The 18,279-nt window shown below is 40.1% G+C and carries 21 protein-coding genes; 17 read left to right on the forward strand and 4 right to left on the reverse strand.

The window, feature by feature from the left end; genetic code table 11:
* Position 1 precedes the first annotated feature (1 nt).
* Positions 2–1,021 carry a polyprenyl synthetase gene (locus CL667_00955; GenBank protein MAL16251.1) on the reverse strand — a complete coding sequence of 340 codons (1,020 nt, stop codon included), beginning with the start codon at positions 1,019–1,021 and terminating at the stop codon, positions 2–4.
* Positions 1,022–1,123: 102 nt separating this feature from the next.
* Here CL667_00955 and pfkA point away from each other — a divergent pair, with 102 nt between their 5' ends.
* The 16 genes from pfkA (at position 1,124) to CL667_01035 (ending at position 14,214) form a co-directional block, all read left to right on the forward strand.
* Positions 1,124–2,113 (forward strand): 6-phosphofructokinase, encoded by a 990-nt coding sequence (pfkA, locus tag CL667_00960; protein ID MAL16252.1) that lies wholly within the window; start codon positions 1,124–1,126, stop codon positions 2,111–2,113.
* Between the two features lie 3 nt (positions 2,114–2,116).
* Positions 2,117–3,403, forward strand: a complete 1,287-nt coding sequence (locus CL667_00965) for a glucose-6-phosphate isomerase (protein ID MAL16253.1) — start codon at positions 2,117–2,119, stop codon at positions 3,401–3,403.
* A 13-nt stretch (positions 3,404–3,416) separates the two neighbouring features.
* Complete coding sequence (locus CL667_00970) at positions 3,417–4,055, forward strand: deoxynucleoside kinase (GenBank protein MAL16254.1); 639 nt, start codon at positions 3,417–3,419, stop codon at positions 4,053–4,055.
* Positions 4,056–4,108: 53 nt separating this feature from the next.
* Positions 4,109–4,612: a hypothetical protein gene (locus CL667_00975; GenBank protein ID MAL16255.1), complete on the forward strand. Its 504-nt coding sequence runs from the start codon at positions 4,109–4,111 to the stop codon at positions 4,610–4,612.
* A gap of 19 nt (positions 4,613–4,631) precedes the next feature.
* On the forward strand, positions 4,632–4,811 hold the full coding sequence (locus tag CL667_00980) for a 50S ribosomal protein L32 (GenBank protein MAL16256.1): 180 nt from the start codon (positions 4,632–4,634) through the stop codon (positions 4,809–4,811).
* Between the two features lie 10 nt (positions 4,812–4,821).
* Positions 4,822–5,805 (forward strand): phosphate acyltransferase PlsX, encoded by a 984-nt coding sequence (locus CL667_00985; protein ID MAL16257.1) that lies wholly within the window; start codon positions 4,822–4,824, stop codon positions 5,803–5,805.
* Positions 5,806–5,819: 14 nt separating this feature from the next.
* Positions 5,820–6,812 carry a 3-oxoacyl-ACP synthase gene (locus CL667_00990; protein ID MAL16258.1) on the forward strand — a complete coding sequence of 331 codons (993 nt, stop codon included), beginning with the start codon at positions 5,820–5,822 and terminating at the stop codon, positions 6,810–6,812.
* Position 6,813: 1 nt separating this feature from the next.
* The gene (gene fabD / locus CL667_00995) at positions 6,814–7,701 is read left to right on the forward strand and encodes a [acyl-carrier-protein] S-malonyltransferase (protein MAL16259.1); all 888 of its coding nucleotides are present in this window, start codon (positions 6,814–6,816) and stop codon (positions 7,699–7,701) included.
* A 7-nt stretch (positions 7,702–7,708) separates the two neighbouring features.
* A complete protein-coding gene (gene fabG / locus CL667_01000) occupies positions 7,709–8,458 on the forward strand; it encodes a 3-oxoacyl-[acyl-carrier-protein] reductase (protein MAL16260.1) in 750 nt (249 codons plus the stop codon).
* Positions 8,459–8,551: 93 nt separating this feature from the next.
* Positions 8,552–8,791 carry an acyl carrier protein gene (locus tag CL667_01005; protein ID MAL16261.1) on the forward strand — a complete coding sequence of 80 codons (240 nt, stop codon included), beginning with the start codon at positions 8,552–8,554 and terminating at the stop codon, positions 8,789–8,791.
* Between the two features lie 26 nt (positions 8,792–8,817).
* On the forward strand, positions 8,818–10,062 hold the full coding sequence (gene fabF / locus CL667_01010; protein MAL16262.1) for a beta-ketoacyl-[acyl-carrier-protein] synthase II: 1,245 nt from the start codon (positions 8,818–8,820) through the stop codon (positions 10,060–10,062).
* A gap of 4 nt (positions 10,063–10,066) precedes the next feature.
* On the forward strand, positions 10,067–10,813 hold the full coding sequence (gene rnc, locus CL667_01015) for a ribonuclease III (GenBank protein ID MAL16263.1): 747 nt from the start codon (positions 10,067–10,069) through the stop codon (positions 10,811–10,813).
* 123 nt (positions 10,814–10,936) lie between these two features.
* Positions 10,937–12,319 carry a magnesium transporter gene (mgtE, locus tag CL667_01020; GenBank protein ID MAL16264.1) on the forward strand — a complete coding sequence of 461 codons (1,383 nt, stop codon included), beginning with the start codon at positions 10,937–10,939 and terminating at the stop codon, positions 12,317–12,319.
* Between the two features lie 18 nt (positions 12,320–12,337).
* Positions 12,338–13,186: a thymidylate synthase gene (locus CL667_01025; GenBank protein MAL16265.1), complete on the forward strand. Its 849-nt coding sequence runs from the start codon at positions 12,338–12,340 to the stop codon at positions 13,184–13,186.
* Positions 13,183–13,650, forward strand: a complete 468-nt coding sequence (locus tag CL667_01030) for a hypothetical protein (protein MAL16266.1) — start codon at positions 13,183–13,185, stop codon at positions 13,648–13,650. Before CL667_01025 ends, CL667_01030 begins: the two co-directional genes overlap by 4 nt.
* 105 nt (positions 13,651–13,755) lie before the next feature.
* Positions 13,756–14,214 carry a hypothetical protein gene (locus tag CL667_01035; GenBank protein MAL16267.1) on the forward strand — a complete coding sequence of 153 codons (459 nt, stop codon included), beginning with the start codon at positions 13,756–13,758 and terminating at the stop codon, positions 14,212–14,214.
* Here CL667_01035 and CL667_01040 read toward each other — a convergent pair.
* Positions 14,211–15,461 carry a hypothetical protein gene (locus CL667_01040; protein MAL16268.1) on the reverse strand — a complete coding sequence of 417 codons (1,251 nt, stop codon included), beginning with the start codon at positions 15,459–15,461 and terminating at the stop codon, positions 14,211–14,213. The genes CL667_01035 and CL667_01040 overlap by 4 nt on opposite strands.
* Positions 15,462–15,570: 109 nt before the next feature.
* A complete protein-coding gene (locus tag CL667_01045) occupies positions 15,571–16,002 on the reverse strand; it encodes a hypothetical protein (GenBank protein ID MAL16269.1) in 432 nt (143 codons plus the stop codon).
* 123 nt (positions 16,003–16,125) lie between these two features.
* Here CL667_01045 and CL667_01050 point away from each other — a divergent pair, with 123 nt between their 5' ends.
* Entirely contained in the window at positions 16,126–17,208 is a 1,083-nt protein-coding gene (locus CL667_01050) for a hypothetical protein (protein ID MAL16270.1), read from the forward strand.
* A 115-nt stretch (positions 17,209–17,323) separates the two neighbouring features.
* Here CL667_01050 and CL667_01055 read toward each other — a convergent pair whose 3' ends face one another.
* The gene (locus CL667_01055) at positions 17,324–18,250 is read right to left on the reverse strand and encodes a beta-Ig-H3/fasciclin (GenBank protein MAL16271.1); all 927 of its coding nucleotides are present in this window, start codon (positions 18,248–18,250) and stop codon (positions 17,324–17,326) included.
* Between the last annotated feature and the right edge of the window lie 29 nt (positions 18,251–18,279).

Raw genomic sequence — 18,279 nt, forward strand, 5'->3', positions numbered from 1 at the left:
TTTATTTTTTCCGGGTGATCACAAAGTGAATGAGGTCGGCGAAGTCCTGTTTAGCTTGTGAGTCAGGAAGTTTATTTAGTGCTTCTATGGCTTCATTCGCATAATCATACATGCTTTGTTTGGCATATTCCATTCCGTCACTTTCATGCACAAAGGAGACAATCTTATCTACATCTTTGGATGTTTTTTTACGCTTCTTCATTAAGGCCCGAATGTTAGCAGACTCTTTTTTCGAAGCATGCTCAAAAGCTTTGATCAAAGGGAGCGTTACTTTACGTTCCTGTATATCGTTTCGGGTAGGTTTCCCGATATCATAGACTCCATAATCGAATAAATCATCTCTGATCTGGAAAGCGATACCTATACACATTCCGATCTCGCTCATTAGCTCATGCATCTCTTCATCGTCGGTAGCAGACACAGCACCACACTCACAGCATGTAGAAATAAGGCTGGCTGTTTTTTCTGAAATAATCTGGAAATATCGTTCTTCCGTCATATTAAAAAGTCCGGCTGTCTTGAGCTGGCGAAGTTCACCTTCACTCATTTTTTGTACTGCCCTGGATTGCACTTTAAGGAGCTGATGTTCTTCATTCTCCAAAGCAATGAGTAAGCCTTTTGAAAGCAGGTAATCACCTAATAATACCCCTGCTTTATTCTTCCAGATTTTGTTGATGCTCACAAAACCACGGCGTGAATCTGCTTCATCTACCACGTCATCATGTATTAGGGTGGCGGTATGGAGGAGTTCAATCATAGTAGCTGCTATATAACTTCTCTGATTGATGTCTCCGAATAAGTTCGCACTCATAAAAACAAGAGTCGGTCGGAGTTCCTTTCCTTTTTGCCGTAAAAGGTAATTAATGATTTGATCCAGCAGAAAAACATCTGACTGTATAGTATTTTTAAAAAAGCTTCTAAATTCTGTAAGATTTTCCGAGACAGGAGAGGTTATTTTTTTTAAAGTCTTGCGGGTAACGGTCTCAGAATTTATCTGTTCTAACTCTTGGTTATCGGTCATCAATTGTGTTGAAATTTTCTTAAACTTGGGACTGTATTAATTTACTGATAATACGGAACAATTATTTACTCTCAATCACTCACTCACTCTCACTAAAATTTTATGTCAGACGATTTAATCAAGGTTAAAACTATAGGAGTTTTAACTAGTGGAGGAGACTCCCCGGGTATGAATGCAGCTGTCAGGGCTGTAGTACGAGCCTCTGCACATTCAGATATTAAGGTTTACGGAATTACACATGGATACTATGGATTGATTCATGATGAGTTTTTCGAAATGGATACACACACGGTATCAAATATAATTCAGAGAGGGGGCACCATACTTAAGTCTGCCCGTTCTGAAGAATTCAGAACAGAAGAAGGAAGAGCAAAAGGAGCCGAGAATCTCAAAAAGTATGGAATTGATGCTTTAGTAGTCATTGGAGGTGATGGAACATTTACGGGTGCCAATAAACTTAGCAAAGAGCATAAAGTAAACGTAGTAGGCGTTCCAGCTACAATTGATAATGATATTATAGGGACAGACGAAACGATAGGTTACGACACTGCCTTAAATACCGCTCTTGATGCCATCGATAAAATACGGGATACTGCTGACGCCCACGAACGCATGTTTCTGGTTGAAGTAATGGGTAGAGATACCGGCTTTATAGCTCTTGAAACCAGTATTGCCAGTGGTGCCGAACTTGCTCTTCTTCCTGAAGAACTTTCTGATGTTGATGAGGTAAAGCGTCAGCTTAATAATATGTTGAAAGATCAGAGGCGAAGTAGCCTTGTAGTTGTAGCTGAAGGGGATGAAACCGGAGGTGCTATTAAGCTCGCAGAAAATATTAAAGATGATTTTTCACAATACGATATGCGAGTTTGTATTCTTGGTCACATTCAGCGGGGAGGTTCCCCTACAGCACGCGACCGGGTACTTGCAAGCCGGTTAGGTGCAGCGGCAGTAAAAGTTTTAGAAGAAGGTCATAGCGAAGTTATGGTTGGAATAGTTAATAATGCTTTGAAGATCACTCCGATGAGAGTTGCTATCTCCAAAAAGAAAGCATTAGACACAACGTTAATTGAACTAGCTAGAATATTGAGGTAACTCATGATTACATGTGATATAGGATTTGCACGGAAATTTATACAAGACAGTGAGTATTTAAAGGCACGTAAAAAAGCCGACACAGCTCTCGAGCAATTACAGAACAAAACAGGTCCAGGCTCAGAATGGTTGGGTTGGCGAGATCTGCTTTCAGATCCAAATGATGCTGAACTTGAGCAAATTGTTTCCTTGGCTGAAGAAATCCGTTCCAAAGCAGACGTATTTATCGTTTGTGGGATAGGGGGTTCTTATCTGGGTTCTAAAGCTGTAATCGATGCCTTAACTCCTCATTTCAAAAATAATGGCCCGGAAATTTTATATGCTGGTCATCACATGGGAGGTAAATACCTCGAAGAATTGCTTGAATATTTGAAAGCGCCCAAAGCTGACGGCGAGCCAAAAAGTATTTACCTGAATGTGATTTCCAAATCAGGGTCTACTCTTGAAACTGCGCTCTCGTTTAGGCTGATCCGTGAAGTACTTGAAGATATGTATGGAGAGGATTCCTCTGAACATATTATTTGCACAACCGGAAAAGAAGGTGGGCTTCTAAACAAACTTATCGACCAGAAAGGATATCGTAAATTTATTATACCTGATGATGTAGGTGGTCGCTATTCGGTGTTAACTCCAGTTGGCCTTTTGCCAATTGCTGTAGCAGGCATTGATGTACGTACCTTATTATATGGAGCAGTGTCGGCTTACAATGAGTATGAAGATAACGCTGAAGACATATTAGAATACGCAGCTCTCAGGAATGCAATTCACGAATCGGGAAAAACGATTGATGTTTTTGGAACATTTGAGCCTGAACTAACTTCACTTGGTGGCTGGATTCAGCAGTTATTAGGTGAAAGTGAGGGTAAACAGGGTAAAGGTATTTTCCCAACCGTAGCTACTTTTTCAACAGACCTCCATAGCCTGGGGCAATTCATCCAGCAGGGCAAGCGCAGTCTGATGGAGACTTTTATTGTTGTTGAAAAACCGTTTTCAGATCTTGAGGTAAATAATCTTGAGGGGAATGATGACGAGCTTAACTATTTGGCAGGTAAATCATTTCATGAAATAAATACCAAAGCCAGGGAAGGGACAACGGAAGCTCACAGTGAAGGTGATGTGCCTATTATCAAAATTTCGTTATCGGCACTAAATGAAGAGAATATTGGGCAACTTATATATTTCTTTGAGCTACTTACCGGAATTTTTGTTTACAGTCTCGGAATAAATCCTTTTAATCAACCCGGAGTGGAAGACTATAAGAAAGCTATGTATCGGCTTTTAGGTAAATAATCAAAAAGAAAGAATGGATCAGGAAAAAAAGTCATCAAAGTACGTAGCTGTTGCCGGTAATATAGGTGCAGGTAAATCATCCCTAACCGGACTCTTAGCTAAGCATTTTAATTGGGAAGCTTTTTATGAGTCGGTAGATGATAACCCTTACCTGCAGGATTTTTATGAAGACATGCGTCGCTGGAGTTTCAATCTTCAGATATACTTCCTGTCCAGCAGGTTTCGTCATCAAAAAGAAATGCTGAATGATGATATAAATCTGATTCAAGATCGTACTATTTATGAAGATGTAGAGATTTTTGCAAAGAACCTTCATCAGATGAATTTGATGAGTGATCGTGATTTTGCAAACTATGAAGCCCTCTTCGAAGAGATGAGTTATTACCTTCGCCCGCCAGACTTATTAATATATTTACGTGCACAAGTTCCTACTCTGGTAAAGCAAATCCAGCAGCGGGGGAGGGATTACGAGAACACCATTCGTATTGAATATCTAGAACGCTTAAACAATCTTTATGAAGACTGGATAGGCCGTTATCCCCATGAAAAACTCATTATAGATACCGACGACCTCGATTTCGTTAATAATAAGGAGGATTTAGGCCGGGTTATTGAGATGATTGAACAGCGTATGTTTGGGTTATTTAATTGATTGAACCACAGAAGTATAATGCTTATTTTAGGTAGCTGTAATGGAGATGTTCTATGCTTAAATTTAAGATCTTTGAAATACCTGAAGAACAAAGTGAGAAAAACATCGAATTGGACTCGGAAGAGCTTGATTTGGGTGACATCACTTTTAAAGGTGGTTCTATACATATTGATTTCTATCGCACGCAACAATTTGTTCGGACACAGTTCACCGTTGATGCTGCAGTAGAATTAATTTGTGACCGATCTCTCGACTCCTTCGATCACGAAGTTCATCAGAACTACGAAGTGCTTTTTAAAGCGGAAGAAGTTGAAGAATCAGCAGATGAGAATGGAGCAATAAGGAATTATGATCATACAAGTAAACAAATTGATTTAGAGCAAGATGTACGAGATACTATCTTGTTAAATCTCCCAACAAAGAAATTACATCCCCGCTTTCTGGACGAAGATGGCAATCCTGAGGAAGTGCTAAATGAACAATTTGGCGATATTCCTGATGAAGATGAAGAACAGATCGATCCGCGGTGGGAAAAATTGAAAGATTTAAAAGACTAAATAATACAAGGTAAATTTAATGGCACATCCAAAACGAAGAACGTCCAACTCCCGTAAAAATAAGCGTAGAGCGCATCATGCAATTTCTGATGTTACTTTAGCAAAATGCTCTAACTGTGGGTCTCTTCACAGATACCATCACGCATGTACCGACTGTGGCTACTACCGAGGCCGTCAAGTAATGAAAGCTACTAACTAAAAAACATATTATGATTGTTGCAGTAGATGCAGCTGGTGGAGATTATTATCCTAAAAATCCTGTTGAAGGAGCACTTCAAGCCGTTGAGGAAAACGAAAGTTTAACGGTATTGTTAGTAGGTCCGGAAGCGGAGATTATGAAAGAACTTGCAAATCATGAATATGATGAGCAGCGGGTTTTAGTTCATAATGCTCCTCAGGTTATTGGGATGGAAGAATCTCCTGCTCAGGCTGTTAAATCAAAGCAACAATCATCAATTGTAGTTGGTATAGGTCTCCACAAAGCAGGCAAATGCGATGCATTTGTAAGTGCCGGTAATACGGGAGCCCTTCTAGCTGCTTCAATGTTTATTTTAGGTAAGCTAAAAGGTGTTTTACGCCCTACAATTGCTTCTTACTTCCCAACCATTAAAGGTTTTCGCTTATTGGTAGATGCCGGAGCAAATCTGGAGATTAAGCCTGAAACTGCTGTCCAGTTTTCTAAAATGGCAAAGATCTATTGTGAGCAAATCCTTTCAATTTCAGATCCCAAAGTTGGTTTGTTAAATGTTGGGGAAGAAGAGGGGAAAGGCACTGATTTACTTAAAGAAATTCATACCGAACTTAAAAATCATAAAAACTTCATCGGAAATGTGGAAGGTAAAGACATCCTTCCCGGAAATGCCGATGTTTATTTATGTGATGGATTAGTCGGTAATATCGTATTGAAATTTGGGGAATCTATTCCTGAAATTGTCCAGCAAATGATAGGCGGAGCAATTAAGGAAATGGGCTTATCCAAAGAGGAAGCCGGGCAAATTCAAAAAGTGTTACATACCGCTTTATCATCATTTAACTATGAAAATGTAGGCGGTATTCCTTTCTTAGGCGTTAATGGAGTTAGTATTGTTGGCCACGGAGGCAGTTCACCATTAGCTATTAAAAATATGATTAAAAGCGCCGTTCAGACCGTCGAACAGGATGTGAATGGTAAAATCGTAGCATCTCTAAACTGAGTTAAAATCTCTTCATGGAAGTAAAAAGAGCAAAAATTACAGCGGTAGGACATTATCTGCCTGAAGATCGTATGACCAATAAGGATCTTGAGAAATTGGTAGATACTAATGATGAATGGATACAAAGCCGAACCGGAATTGAGGAACGAAGAATTCTTAAAGATCCTGATAAAGCCACAGCTTTTATGGGGGCAGAAGCTGCTAAAGAGGTTTTGGAAAATCGGGGTATTTCTGCTGAAGAAATTGACTTAATCATCCTCGCTACCGTTACGCCTGACTATATGTTTCCGGCAACAGCTTGTTTAGTACAGCAAGAAATTGGAGCTACGAATGCTTTCGCTTTCGATTTATCCGCTGCTTGTTCTGGATTTTTATATGCCTTGAGTACAGGTTCAATGTACATTGAATCAGGTCGCGCTAAGAAAGTTCTAGTGATCGGTACTGACAAAATGAGTTCTATTTTGGATTTTACCGATCGTACTACATGTATTCTATTTGGTGATGGAGCCGGAGCCGTATTACTTGAAGATTCAGAAGACGGTACAGGAATTATTGATCAAAAACATTACACCGAAGGTGATACTGAATGTAGTTTGTATCAGCCGGCAGGTGGAAGCCAAAACCCCGCGACAGAAGAGACGGTTAAAAATCGACTTCATTATTTACAGCAGGATGGCCGAGCCGTATTTAAGAAAGCTACCATGGGTATGGCTGATGTTTCGCTTGAAATCATGAAGCGAAATAACCTTGACCCTGATGACGTAGCTTGGTTAGTGCCACATCAGGCAAATTTAAGAATTATTGATGCTACCGCTCGCCGAATGGGTGTTTCCAATGAAAAAGTGATGATTAACATCAATAAATATGGAAATACAACAGCCGCTACAATTCCACTTTGTCTATATGACTGGAAAGATAAATTGAATCATGGTGAGAATATTATTCTTGCTGCTTTTGGCGGTGGTTTTACATGGGGAGCTATTTACTTAACGTGGGGGATGAAATAGGATGAGTACTGCTTATTTATTTCCTGGACAGGGATCACAATTTGTAGGCATGGGGAAGGAGCTTTATGATTCCAATCCTGAAGCCGCAAAGTATTTTGAAGATGCGAATGAAATTTTAGGAATCGACCTAAAGAGTATCATGTTCGAAGGTCCTCAGGAAAAACTTACTCAAACAGAATTCACACAACCAGCCATTTTTCTTCATTCTGTAGCTCTTTTTAAAACATTGGATGCCACACCGGATATGGTTGCGGGGCATAGTTTAGGTGAATTTTCCGCTTTAGTAGCTTCTGGAGCTGTTTCTTTTGAAGACGCTCTTAAAATAGTTCGCCGACGTGGAGAACTTATGCAGAAGGCCGGAACCGATAATCCAGGTACTATGGCTGCAGTCATTGGAATGGATGACGAAGCTGTTGAAAAGGTTTGTGCTCAAGCTACCGAAGAATCCGGTAAAGAGGTTATTGCTGCAAATTATAACTGCCCCGGACAGCTGGTAATTTCCGGTTATCAGGAAGCAGTGGAAAAAGCGGTGGAGCTTGCCAAAGAAAATGGAGCTCGTATGGCTAAATTGTTACCCGTTAGCGGAGCATTTCATTCCTCACTGATGCAACCTGCTTATGATGGATTGAAAGATCAGCTCGAAAAACTGGAAATCAATGAAACTAACTGTCCGATTTACAGTAATTACACAGCTGAGCCAACAACCGATCCCGAAGAAATCAGATCGAACTTATTAAATCAGTTATTAAATCCCGTTCGCTGGACGCAGACTTTGAACAACATGAGTGCAAATGGTGCTGATGCTTTTGTTGAAGTTGGTCCGGGGAAAGTATTACAGGGATTAGTTAAACGGACTTTAAAAGACGTAGAAATTTCAGGACACCAATAAAAATACTATGAGTTTAACATTAGAAGGAAAAACCTGTTTGGTAACCGGAGGAAGTCGGGGTATTGGAAGAGCGATTGCTCTCAAACTGGCCGATTTTGGTGCTGATGTTACGATCACTTATGCTCGTTCTGCTGATGCTGCAGAAGAAGTAAAGGCAGAGATTGAAGGAAAAGGTAGAAAATGTAAGGCTTTGCAAGCTGATGCCGTAAATTACGAGCGAGCCGAAGAAGTCATCAATGAAATTGTTGTGGACTGGGGTAAACTTGATGTTATTGTAAACAACGCAGGCATCACTAAAGATAACCTGATTCTTCGCATGAGTGAAGAACAGTGGGATGATGTAATCACCACAAACCTTAAAAGTATTTTTAATTATTCGAAAGCAGCCGCTAAACCTATGATGAGGAACCGTGGTGGTTCTATTATCAATATTGGCTCTGTTGTAGGAATTTCAGGAAATGCAGGCCAAAGTAATTATTCGGCATCTAAAGCTGGAATTATTGGGTTCACTAAATCCTACGCAAAAGAATTAGCATCAAGAAATATTCGTGCAAATGTTATTGCTCCGGGATATATTCTCACCGATATGACTGGTGAGCTTGATGAGAAAGTATTAGACGGAATTAAAGCAGAAACGCCACTGGGAAGAGCAGGAGAGGCCGATGAAGTTGCTGACGCTGTAGTCTTTCTTTCATCCGATATGAGTTCATACATTACAGGTGAAGTTATACGGGTTGATGGCGGTATGGCAATGTAATTGTTGTTATTGCAGATTCTGAAATGAATTTATATGTTCACAACACCTATTTAAAAATTATAATTACCAACAAACACTGAAAAAGGACACAAAATGTCACAAGACGTAGAATCAAAAGTAAAAGCTATCATTGTAGATAAACTTGGTGTAGACGAATCAGAAGTAGCAGGTGATGCTAACTTCACAAACGATCTTGGAGCTGATTCTCTGGATACAGTTGAATTGATCATGGAATTCGAAAAAGAATTCGATCTTAGCATTCCTGACGAAGATGCAGAAAACATCGCTACTGTAGGAGATGCAGTTACCTATCTTTCAGGTAAATTATCTTAATTAATACTTACTTATAAAAATTACCTATGAGCACTCGGAGAGTTGTTGTTACGGGTATCGGTGCTTTTACCCCAATTGGTAAAAGTGCGCCAGATTTCTGGAACGGTTTAGTTTCAGGAAAAAGCGGAGTTCGCAATGTCGAACACTTCGATACGACCGACTTCGCCACAAAATTTGCTGCTCAGATTGAGGACTACGATCCATCTGAATACTTTGACCGTAAAGAAGCCCGAAGAATGGATAAGGTTGCACATTATGCCCTTATTGCTTCGGGTGAAGCGATTGAAGACAGTAAACTTGATCTGGATAAAATCAATAAAGACGATGTTGCTGTCTTGGTTGGAACCGGTATAGGTGGGATGGAGACATTCTACGATCAATCGGTATCATTTCATCAGCATGGACCAAGAGGGGTTTCACCTTTCTTCATTCCTATGCTGATTCCTGATATTGTATCCGGTCAAATCTCTATCCGTTATGGATTCAGAGGACCTAACTACTGCGCAGTTTCCGCTTGTGCAACAGGCTCACATAATATTGGTTTGGCTTACGATACTATTCGTTACGGTCAGGCTGATTATGCTGTAGCCGGTGGTACTGAGGCTCCTGTTACCAGAATTGGTATTTCAGGATTCAACAGTATGAAGGCGATGTCAACTCGGAATGATTCCCCTGAAACCGCATCAAGACCGTTTGATAAAAACCGGGATGGATTTGTTTTAGGTGAAGGCGCAGGAATATTTCTTCTTGAAAGCCTTGATTCCGCTTTAGACCGTGGCGCTCGTATTTATGGTGAAATTAAAGGATATGGCTTTTCAGCTGATGCTTACCATATTACAGCACCTGACCCGAAAGGAGAAGGCGTAATTTTAGCTATGACCAAAGCTTTGAAGGCTGCCGGTATTAAGCCGGAAGATGTTGATCATATCAACATGCACGGTACTTCAACGCCGCTGGGTGATATTGCTGAAACCAACACCATTAAGAAAGTATTTGGAGATCATGCTAAAAAGATCAATTTGAATTCAACTAAGAGTATGCACGGTCATACACTTGGTGCTGCCGGGGCCATTGAGTCCATCGCAGCTTTGCTTTCAATTTATCATGGAATGATACCTCCAACCATTAACATCGAAGATCAAGATCCCGAGTGTGATTTAAATTACACGGCAAACGAGGCTGTTGTTCGCGATGTAGAATATGCATTAAATAATGCATTCGGTTTTGGTGGCCATAATTCAACCTTAGTATTGAAAAAGTACAAGGACTAATTATATGGCCGATTGGTTCAGGTCTCTTTTTACTAAAAAGAAAGAATCAGCACTTGAGCCTGAACTTAAAGATCGAATAGAGAAATTAGAAAGGATCGTTGGTTTTGAAATCGACGATCCTTCTCTTTTTCTAAAAGCTTTACGTCACCGCTCTACGCTTTCCCAAGAGCAGTATGAAACCTATGATTCTTATGAAAGGTTGGAGTTTCTCGGAGATGCTGTACTAGATTTGATAGCAGCTGAAATTCTATTCAATCAATATCCCGAAAAAGACGAAGGTTTCTTAACAAAGGTAAGAGCTAAGTTGGTTCGTGGAGAAACACTCTCCGACTTTTCAAGAAAGTTAGGTATTTCAGATCTTATGGAATTGGGAGAGAGAAATAGTGCAACAAAGGTTTCCAAAAGTATACTTGCTGATGCCTTCGAGTCGATTATCGCAGCTATCTATATTACCAAAGGCTATGACGATGCTTATCAGTTCGTTGATCGGGTTATAAAAGAGAATCTGGTAATTACAGAGCTTATCAATACTGTAGATAACTATAAGAGCGCTTTGCTTGAATATGCCCAAGCAGAAAAAATGTCTATCCCAAGGTATGAGCTGATAAAAGAAAGTGGTCCTGGGCATAACCGCACATTTGAAGTTGAAGTACTCATCGGAGACGAACAACTTGGAACGGGAATCGGGAAGAGTAAGAAAAAAGCTGAACAGAAGGCTGCCAAAGAAGCTCTTAAAATAATTGAGAGCTGAGTACATTTACAGGATATTTGTAAAACCTTCCGATAATAATTCACCATTCTAAAACTTGTTTTTTGACGGATTAAGCCCGATTCTTAGCCCGTTCACCTCAGGCAGATTCAAACAAATTAATTCATGTTCGTTCAACTCATAAAACCGGAATTCGAAGAGCTTATCGCTTCCAAAGACTGGGTTACTTTGAAGGAAGTGTTGAACGACGTTCCTGCCGTAGATATCGCTGATCTTCTGCTCGAACTCGACGGAAATATTGCTGTCGTAGTTTTTCGATTACTGAAAAAGCCCGTTGCTGCCGACGTATTCGCTGAGATGCCTTCATCTAAAGGAATTGAGCTGCTTGAGCTTTTCAATAAACAGCAGCTTAGTGACGTAATGAGCAACTTGGAGCCTGATGAGCAGGTTTCTATTCTTGAGGAGTTACCGGGTCACCTTACCCAAAGGGTGATGAACTCCATCGAAAGGGAAGATCAGAAGCAGCTTAAGAAACTCCTGGGCTATCCGGATGAAAGCGTTGGACGTTTGATGACTCCTCGTTATGTGAGGATCAAGTCTGATTGGACCATTAAACGAAGCATGAAGCACATCCGTAAGTATGGGGAAACAGCGGAGACTATCAACGTTATTTATGTAGTTGACGATCAGGAACACTTGATTGATGATTTAAGAATTACCCATCTTATTTTAGCTGATCAGGAAGAACTGGTAGAATCCTTAATGGACCGTTCTTTTGAAGCTCTTTCCGTATATGATGATCAGGAAGAGGCGGTTAGAATGCTAGCAAAGTATGATAGAGTAGCACTTCCGGTTATTGACTCAGATGGCGTGATTGTGGGTATCGTTACAGCTGATGATATTATTGATGTAGCCGAAGAGGAAACCACTGAGGATATGCAGAAAATGGCCGGTATGGATGCTCTGGATGACTATTATTCTCAAACATCTGTTTCTGGCATGGTGAAAAAAAGGGTTCGCTGGTTGATTGTATTATTTATTGGTCAGATGTTTACCGTGACGGCTATGAGCACTTATCAGTCAGTTATTGCCGGTGCTGTTTTACTTTCATTATTTATTCCAATGATTATCTCCAGTGGAGGTAACTCCGGTTCTCAGGCTGCAACATTGATTATCCGGGCGCTTGCAACGGATGATATTAGTGCATCTGACTGGAGGAAAATCTTGAGGCGGGAGCTGTTGTCAGGATTAATGCTAGGAGCTATGATTGGAGTTCTGGGTGTAATTATGACCCTCACTTGGGGAACTCTTCAAGGAGAAGTATTCGATAGGGGTTTGATACTTACTGCTGCTACCATTGGCCTCAGTTTGTTAGGGGTGATATTATTTGGAAATCTGACGGGCTCAATGCTTCCTTTTATTCTTACGAAATTCAAACTTGATCCGGCAGTAACTTCTGCACCATTTGTAGCAACTTTGGTAGATGTTACCGGAATAATCATTTACTTTAGTCTTGCAATTTTACTGTTAAAAGGAACATTATTATAACGTTCAAAAACCACTTCCATGAAAGCATATCATGATCTTGTAAAAAGTGTATTAGAAAACGGAGTTCGTAAAGAAAACAGAACCGGCACTGATACTATTTCTAATTTCGCTGAATTTTATAAGGTAGATTTATCCGAAGGATTTCCTCTGCTTACTACCAAGAAAGTCTATTTCCGTTCTGTAATTTTGGAAATGCTTTGGTATCTGAGGGGAGAGGACCATATTCGTTGGTTACGGGATGAAAATGATTGCCATATTTGGGATGCCTGGGCTGATGAAGACGGACATGTTGGCCCAATCTATCCGGTTCTTTGGCGAAGATTCCCTTATTTCGAAAAAGAAGAGATACGTTTTGAAGGAACCGGTTCAGCATTAAATAAAGAAGTTTGGGTGCAGAAAGAGTTCGATCAGGTCCAACGGGCAATTGATATGCTAAAAGATAATCCAAACAGCCGAAGAATTGTTGTGAGTGCGTGGCACCCGGGATTATTGGATGAAATGGGATTACCGCCTTGCCATCTGATGTATATATTTAATGTAGCTGATGGTAAACTGAACTGTCATTTAACTCAGCGTTCCGGCGATATAGCGCTAGGGATTCCATTTAACCTGGCTTGTTACTCAGCTTTAACAATGGCTATAGCGCAAGAAGTAGGCTTAGAGCCTGGGACTTTCGCACATTCTATAGTGGATGCTCATATTTATGTAAATCACGTAGATGGTCTCAAAGAGCAGTTAAAGAGAAAGCCAAGGGAACTCCCGACTCTTAAAATAGCCAGCAAACCAGTTGATGAACTTACCTTTGATGACTTCACCCTTGAAAACTACGATCCTGACCCGGTGATCAAATTTGAGGTAGCGGTATGACTATCACTCTTGTTGCAGCACATGACCCTAATCTAGTTATTGGAAAGGATGGTGGATTACCATGGCGCTATCCTGAAGACTTAAAGCATTTCAAAAGAACAACTATTGACGGCACCATCATAATGGGAAGGGGTGTTTTTGAAGAGCTTAATGAAATTCCACTACCCGGCAGAAAAAATATAGTTCTTTCAACTACCCAAACATACCCCAATGTAGAAACGCACACCTCATTAGAGGAGGCATTAAAATCCTCTAATCAGGATGAGGTTTTCATAATTGGTGGAGGTGTTTTATACAGAGAGGCCATTGAAATAGCTGACAAACTCATTATTACTGAAGTGCATAAAGAGTACGAGGGAGATACTTATTTTCCTGAATATAGGGCTAATGTAGGTACGGTTTGGGAAGAGGTTTCAAGAGAAGATCACGATGATTTATCGTTTGTCACTTATAAGCGAAGTTAATCAGTTTACAATAATTAATTAGTAAAGATTAACCTGTATTCTCTGAGGCTTTTAATAATTTTGGATGGTTCAATAGAGAGACAATGCCATCATCTATAATTAATTATGGGCCAACTCTTAAAAAACATATCTGTAAAAAATTCTACCAAAGTTCTAAGAGCTCTTATTGTTGATGACTTGAAAATCAATAGAAGCTTAGCTAGAATAATGCTTGAGAGAAATAATTTCGAGATAGTGGAAGCAGAGAATGGTCAGCAGGCATTAGATCACTTCAACTTTGAAGATCTGGATGTAGTTTTAATGGATATCTGTATGCCCGTTATGGATGGTATTGAAGCAATGACCAAGATCCGGGAATTGACTAAGAAGGAGAGTAAAATTCCGATTATAGCTTTTACATCTGGAGAACATGGCAATTCAAAATCCGATCTAATGAAGAAAGGATTCTCTGAGTACATCAAAAAGCCTTTTAAAGAAGAAGATCTTTTTGATAAAATCTCCAAGTTTCTACCCCTTAAAAAATCGTTAGAGACACAAAACATCTCCAGCAACCCAGCTGTTTAGATCTCAATCTCTTTTAAGTGAACACAGTAATGTTTCACAACAGGTTCCGTTAAAGCAATAATATTCTTTGTTTCTGCAGCTTTAGAGAACTCAATCGCCTTGTTATCCTCTAAAATCCAGATGCTTTCGTTTTTATACTTATAGGCTTCTGAGTAGCTTTGCTCAAAGCAAATGTAATGATCGAGAATAGCATCATCTTCGGGAAGTCTTAGCTTTCTTAATGCTTTTGTTGTCTTTTGTTTAATCTCGTTTTTATGAGCCTGAGTTGGTTTTTTGTCCATGAAGGTTGTGCGAAAAAGATCCCGATTCAGAAATCTATGGCACAGATTTGCAAGAACTTTATCCTCTGATTTGGCCCATAGTTTAATGCTCAGATAGACATCATGATCATCCATTTCAGCATAGCGATCTATCATTTTTTTTGAAATGCGCTTCTTCGAGGAGGGACTTTCGGTTAAAAAATACTGCAAAGCCGGGGAGGCAAAGTTAAGCTCTTTCCCATCCTGAATGAGCTGATGGACTCTCCTAAAAATACTTCGCAATAAAAAATCAGCACTCAGTACGGTTTTGTGTTGATAGACCTGCATATACATTAACCGGCGGGCAATGATATAGTTCTCAACAGCGTAAATTCCCTTTTTCTCAATAACAATGTTTCCTTTGAAAACCCGCATGGTTTTGAGAATACGGTTAATGCCTACCGTTCCTTCTGAAACACCGGTAAAGAAGCTATCTCTTCGTAAATAGTCGAGGCGATCCAAGTCCAGCTGAGAAGAAATAAGCTGATGCAGAAATTTCTTTTTGTACTGATTGGTAAAGATGGCGATTGCTGTGTCTAAGGCCCCATCAAACTCTTTGTTAAGCTCCTTCATGATTGCCAGACTCATCATCTCATGATTAAAATCTGAAATCAATGAGTGTTCAAGAGTATGAGAAAGGGGGCCGTGGCCAACGTCATGAAGTAAAATTGCTATCAGCGTGGCTTCGTATTCGGGTTGACTGATGGTAGTGTCTTTCTCCCGAAGGTTATTTAAAACTCTTTGTCCTAATTCTAAAGCTCCGAGAGCGTGAGAAAAGCGGGAATGTTCAGCAGCCGGAAAAACCAAGTACCCAAGCCCAAGTTGACGGATTCGTCTCAATCGCTGAACATAGGGATGATCTATTAAACGAAGGATAATTCCTTTAGGAACCGTTATGAAACCATGAATGGGATCATTGAAAATTTTGTACCGGGTGCTTTTGTCCATGTGTTGTACTGGTAATTTTATTTGAACCGGTTGAAGATATTAAAAAATGGGTGATATAGTGATTTGTTGAATTAGAACTTCCATATCACCATATCACCGAACCACCATATCAGCCAACCATCATATCATCCAAATTCTGAATATCAGGCAGTCGGGTAGGGCGCTGTTTTTTCATATCAAACCAAACGCCCTTCGTTTCTCCTATACAAACAAGGTCTTTCGATTCTTTATCATAAATGCCCTGAATTGCTGTAATACTTGTATTACCGAGCTCTTTTATGCCGGTTCCGATCATAATGGTTGCAGGAAATTTAATCTGCTTTAAATACTCGATGGTACATTTAACCAGAACAAAAGTCTTGCCTTCTGAAAACTCACTTTGCATCTGACCTACTTCACCCAAAAACTGAATTCGGGCTTCTTCAAGGTAGGTATTGAATAATGCATTATTAACGTGATTAAGAGGATCTAAATCACGAAAGCGAACCGGCATTTCTTTCCAGTGGTAGAATGTATCGGTGTTGTACTCAGGTCTAAACATGGTGTAACTTTTTGATTGGAAGATGCAGGGCTTACAGCGAAATGACAAGTTTTAAAGGCTTATTCTGGAACCTATATTTATTATATTCTAGCCGATTAAATTCAAACCAAATTATTTACACGAATGGCGAAGCAAAAAGAGCGCGATTTTTTAGAAGAACTACTCATCACTCCGAGCCCCACCGGGTATGAAAAAGCAGGGGTTCAGGTTTGGAAAGACTATGTGGATCAGTTTGCGGATGAAGTAGTGACTGATGCGTATGGTTCAGCAGCAGGAAAAATAAATGTTAGTGGAGATGTAGCCACGGTAATGTTGGAAGCCCATTGTGATGAAATTGGAATGGTTGTTCAGCACATCACGGACCAGGGATATGTATATGTGAACAAGTTGGGCGGAAGTGATTCTACGATTGCCCGAGCTAAGAAAGTTTTCATTCACAATAAAAGAGGCCGTGTGGTTGGTGTGACCGGAAATACAGCCATTCACCTTCAGGACAATAAAAACGGTGGTGGTAAACAGCCGGCTTGGAAAGATATTTATGTCGATATCGGTGTTTCGTCGAAAGAAGAAGCCTTAGAGTTGGTGCAAATTGGGGACCCAATCACTTATACCTCCGACATTGAGTTCTTGAGCGATGAACACCTAACTGCCCGAGCATTAGACAATCGCATAGGCGGGTACATCATTGCAGAAGCAATGAGAAAGATTGCTGAGAAAAAGAAAGATCTTAAAGTAAATGTAATTGCGTTGAACTCAATTCAGGAAGAAGTAGGAGGGTTTGGTTCACGAATGATGAGCTATCGCTTTATGCCCGACGTTGCTTTGGTTACAGATGTAACGCACGCTACAGACACACCGGGTATTGACCAAAAAGAACATGGAACCGTAGAGTTAGGCAAAGGACCCACTGTTCAGCATGGGGGAGCGAATCATCCCAAAGTTGTTGAATTTTTGGAAGATGTTTGTGAAAAGAATAAAATTGATATACAGCATGAAGCAACTAGTGTTCGTACTGGAACGGATACGGATAGCATTTTTTACCAGCAAACCGGTATACCGAGCGCCTTGATTTCCCTTCCACTTCGCTACATGCATTCTCCGGTCGAAGTTTGCTCTATGAAAGACGTTGACGCTTTAATTGACGTAATGGTTAAAGCTGTACTTGCAATGCGTCCAGACCAAACGTTCGGCGTATTTCAGGATTAATCTATATAAAAAAGAAAAGCCCGCTAGTCACTTACTAGCGGGCTTTTTTATTGATTTCAATACTGTGAATTTCGTTTCAGTAATTAATACACAGCAATTTGAATAACTGAAATCTTTATTCTGCAGAGTAGCTTGGTGGCAATAATACTGCATCAATAATGTGTACAACACCATTTGTTCCTTGCAGATCTACAGTGGTTACATTAGCATTTTCATTCAGGGTGACGTTTCCGCCGCTAATATTTACTGTGATATCTTCACCTTGCACGGTTGTGACCGTCATGCCATCACTCAGACTTGATGATAGAGCCTCAGCAGCTACAGCGTGATAGGTCAGTACTTCTCGTACTTGTTCTGAGGTAAGTGTTGCAAGAGTTGCACTTACTTCTTCAAATGCTGCATTGGTAGGTGCAAATACCGTAAATGGGCCGTCACCTTCTAAAGTTGAAACAAGATCAGCATCGACAAGCAGAGATACTAAAGTAGACAGCTCATAGTTCTTAGATGCAATTTCCACAATGTTCTGGAATTTATTCGGAAGCATAACGCCATCGATCGCGTGAATGACACCATTCGTTGTTTCAATATCTGCCGTCACTACATCTGCTGTGTTATTAATTGTCACTGAGCCGTTCTCTACGGTAACAAATATTGTTTCTTCAGTTAATGTTGCAACAGCCTGAGAGGCTTCCAGATCCGTAGATGCAACTTCCGCTGCAAGTACATGATACTGTAGAATCTCGGTAAGTTGTTCGTTAGTTAAGCTTTCAAGCAGTCCTGATGGGAGAGCATTGAATGCTTCATTAGTAGGTGCAAATACGGTAAATGGACCTGCACCACTTAAAGCGCCGTCAAGTTCTGCATCAACTAAAGCATCAACGAGGATAGAAAAATTATCGTTAGCTTGCGCGGTTTCTACAATATTGAGATCGTCGTCAGCTGCGTTTCCATCATCGTCGCTACATGCAAAAAATGTTACAGATGAAATTAATATTAAAGTGAATAGATAGGTAAATCTTGAAATACTTAGGTTAGTTTTCATGGTCTCTTTTGATTATTGATAAATAGTTA

The organism is Balneola sp. (assembly GCA_002694685.1).
Taxonomy (GTDB): Bacteria; Bacteroidota; Rhodothermia; order Balneolales; family Balneolaceae; genus Gracilimonas.

Bases quoted from the DNA above. Each gene is read 5' to 3' on its own strand.
- CL667_01035 (MAL16267.1), top strand. From the start codon at position 13,756: ATGGGCCAACTCTTAAAAAACATATCTGTAAAAAATTCTACCAAAGTT.
- rnc (MAL16263.1), top strand. From the start codon at position 10,067: ATGGCCGATTGGTTCAGGTCTCTTTTTACTAAAAAGAAAGAATCAGCA.
- CL667_01055 (MAL16271.1), bottom strand. From the start codon at position 18,250: ATGAAAACTAACCTAAGTATTTCAAGATTTACCTATCTATTCACTTTA.
- CL667_01005 (MAL16261.1), top strand. From the start codon at position 8,552: ATGTCACAAGACGTAGAATCAAAAGTAAAAGCTATCATTGTAGATAAA.
- CL667_00990 (MAL16258.1), top strand. From the start codon at position 5,820: ATGGAAGTAAAAAGAGCAAAAATTACAGCGGTAGGACATTATCTGCCT.
- fabD (MAL16259.1), top strand. From the start codon at position 6,814: ATGAGTACTGCTTATTTATTTCCTGGACAGGGATCACAATTTGTAGGC.
- CL667_01050 (MAL16270.1), top strand. From the start codon at position 16,126: ATGGCGAAGCAAAAAGAGCGCGATTTTTTAGAAGAACTACTCATCACT.
- CL667_00975 (MAL16255.1), top strand. From the start codon at position 4,109: ATGCTTAAATTTAAGATCTTTGAAATACCTGAAGAACAAAGTGAGAAA.
- CL667_00985 (MAL16257.1), top strand. From the start codon at position 4,822: ATGATTGTTGCAGTAGATGCAGCTGGTGGAGATTATTATCCTAAAAAT.
- CL667_01045 (MAL16269.1), bottom strand. From the start codon at position 16,002: ATGTTTAGACCTGAGTACAACACCGATACATTCTACCACTGGAAAGAA.
- CL667_00980 (MAL16256.1), top strand. From the start codon at position 4,632: ATGGCACATCCAAAACGAAGAACGTCCAACTCCCGTAAAAATAAGCGT.
- CL667_01025 (MAL16265.1), top strand. From the start codon at position 12,338: ATGAAAGCATATCATGATCTTGTAAAAAGTGTATTAGAAAACGGAGTT.
- CL667_00970 (MAL16254.1), top strand. From the start codon at position 3,417: ATGGATCAGGAAAAAAAGTCATCAAAGTACGTAGCTGTTGCCGGTAAT.
- fabG (MAL16260.1), top strand. From the start codon at position 7,709: ATGAGTTTAACATTAGAAGGAAAAACCTGTTTGGTAACCGGAGGAAGT.
- CL667_00955 (MAL16251.1), bottom strand. From the start codon at position 1,021: ATGACCGATAACCAAGAGTTAGAACAGATAAATTCTGAGACCGTTACC.
- pfkA (MAL16252.1), top strand. From the start codon at position 1,124: ATGTCAGACGATTTAATCAAGGTTAAAACTATAGGAGTTTTAACTAGT.
- CL667_01040 (MAL16268.1), bottom strand. From the start codon at position 15,461: ATGGACAAAAGCACCCGGTACAAAATTTTCAATGATCCCATTCATGGT.
- CL667_00965 (MAL16253.1), top strand. From the start codon at position 2,117: ATGATTACATGTGATATAGGATTTGCACGGAAATTTATACAAGACAGT.
- fabF (MAL16262.1), top strand. From the start codon at position 8,818: ATGAGCACTCGGAGAGTTGTTGTTACGGGTATCGGTGCTTTTACCCCA.
- CL667_01030 (MAL16266.1), top strand. From the start codon at position 13,183: ATGACTATCACTCTTGTTGCAGCACATGACCCTAATCTAGTTATTGGA.
- mgtE (MAL16264.1), top strand. From the start codon at position 10,937: ATGTTCGTTCAACTCATAAAACCGGAATTCGAAGAGCTTATCGCTTCC.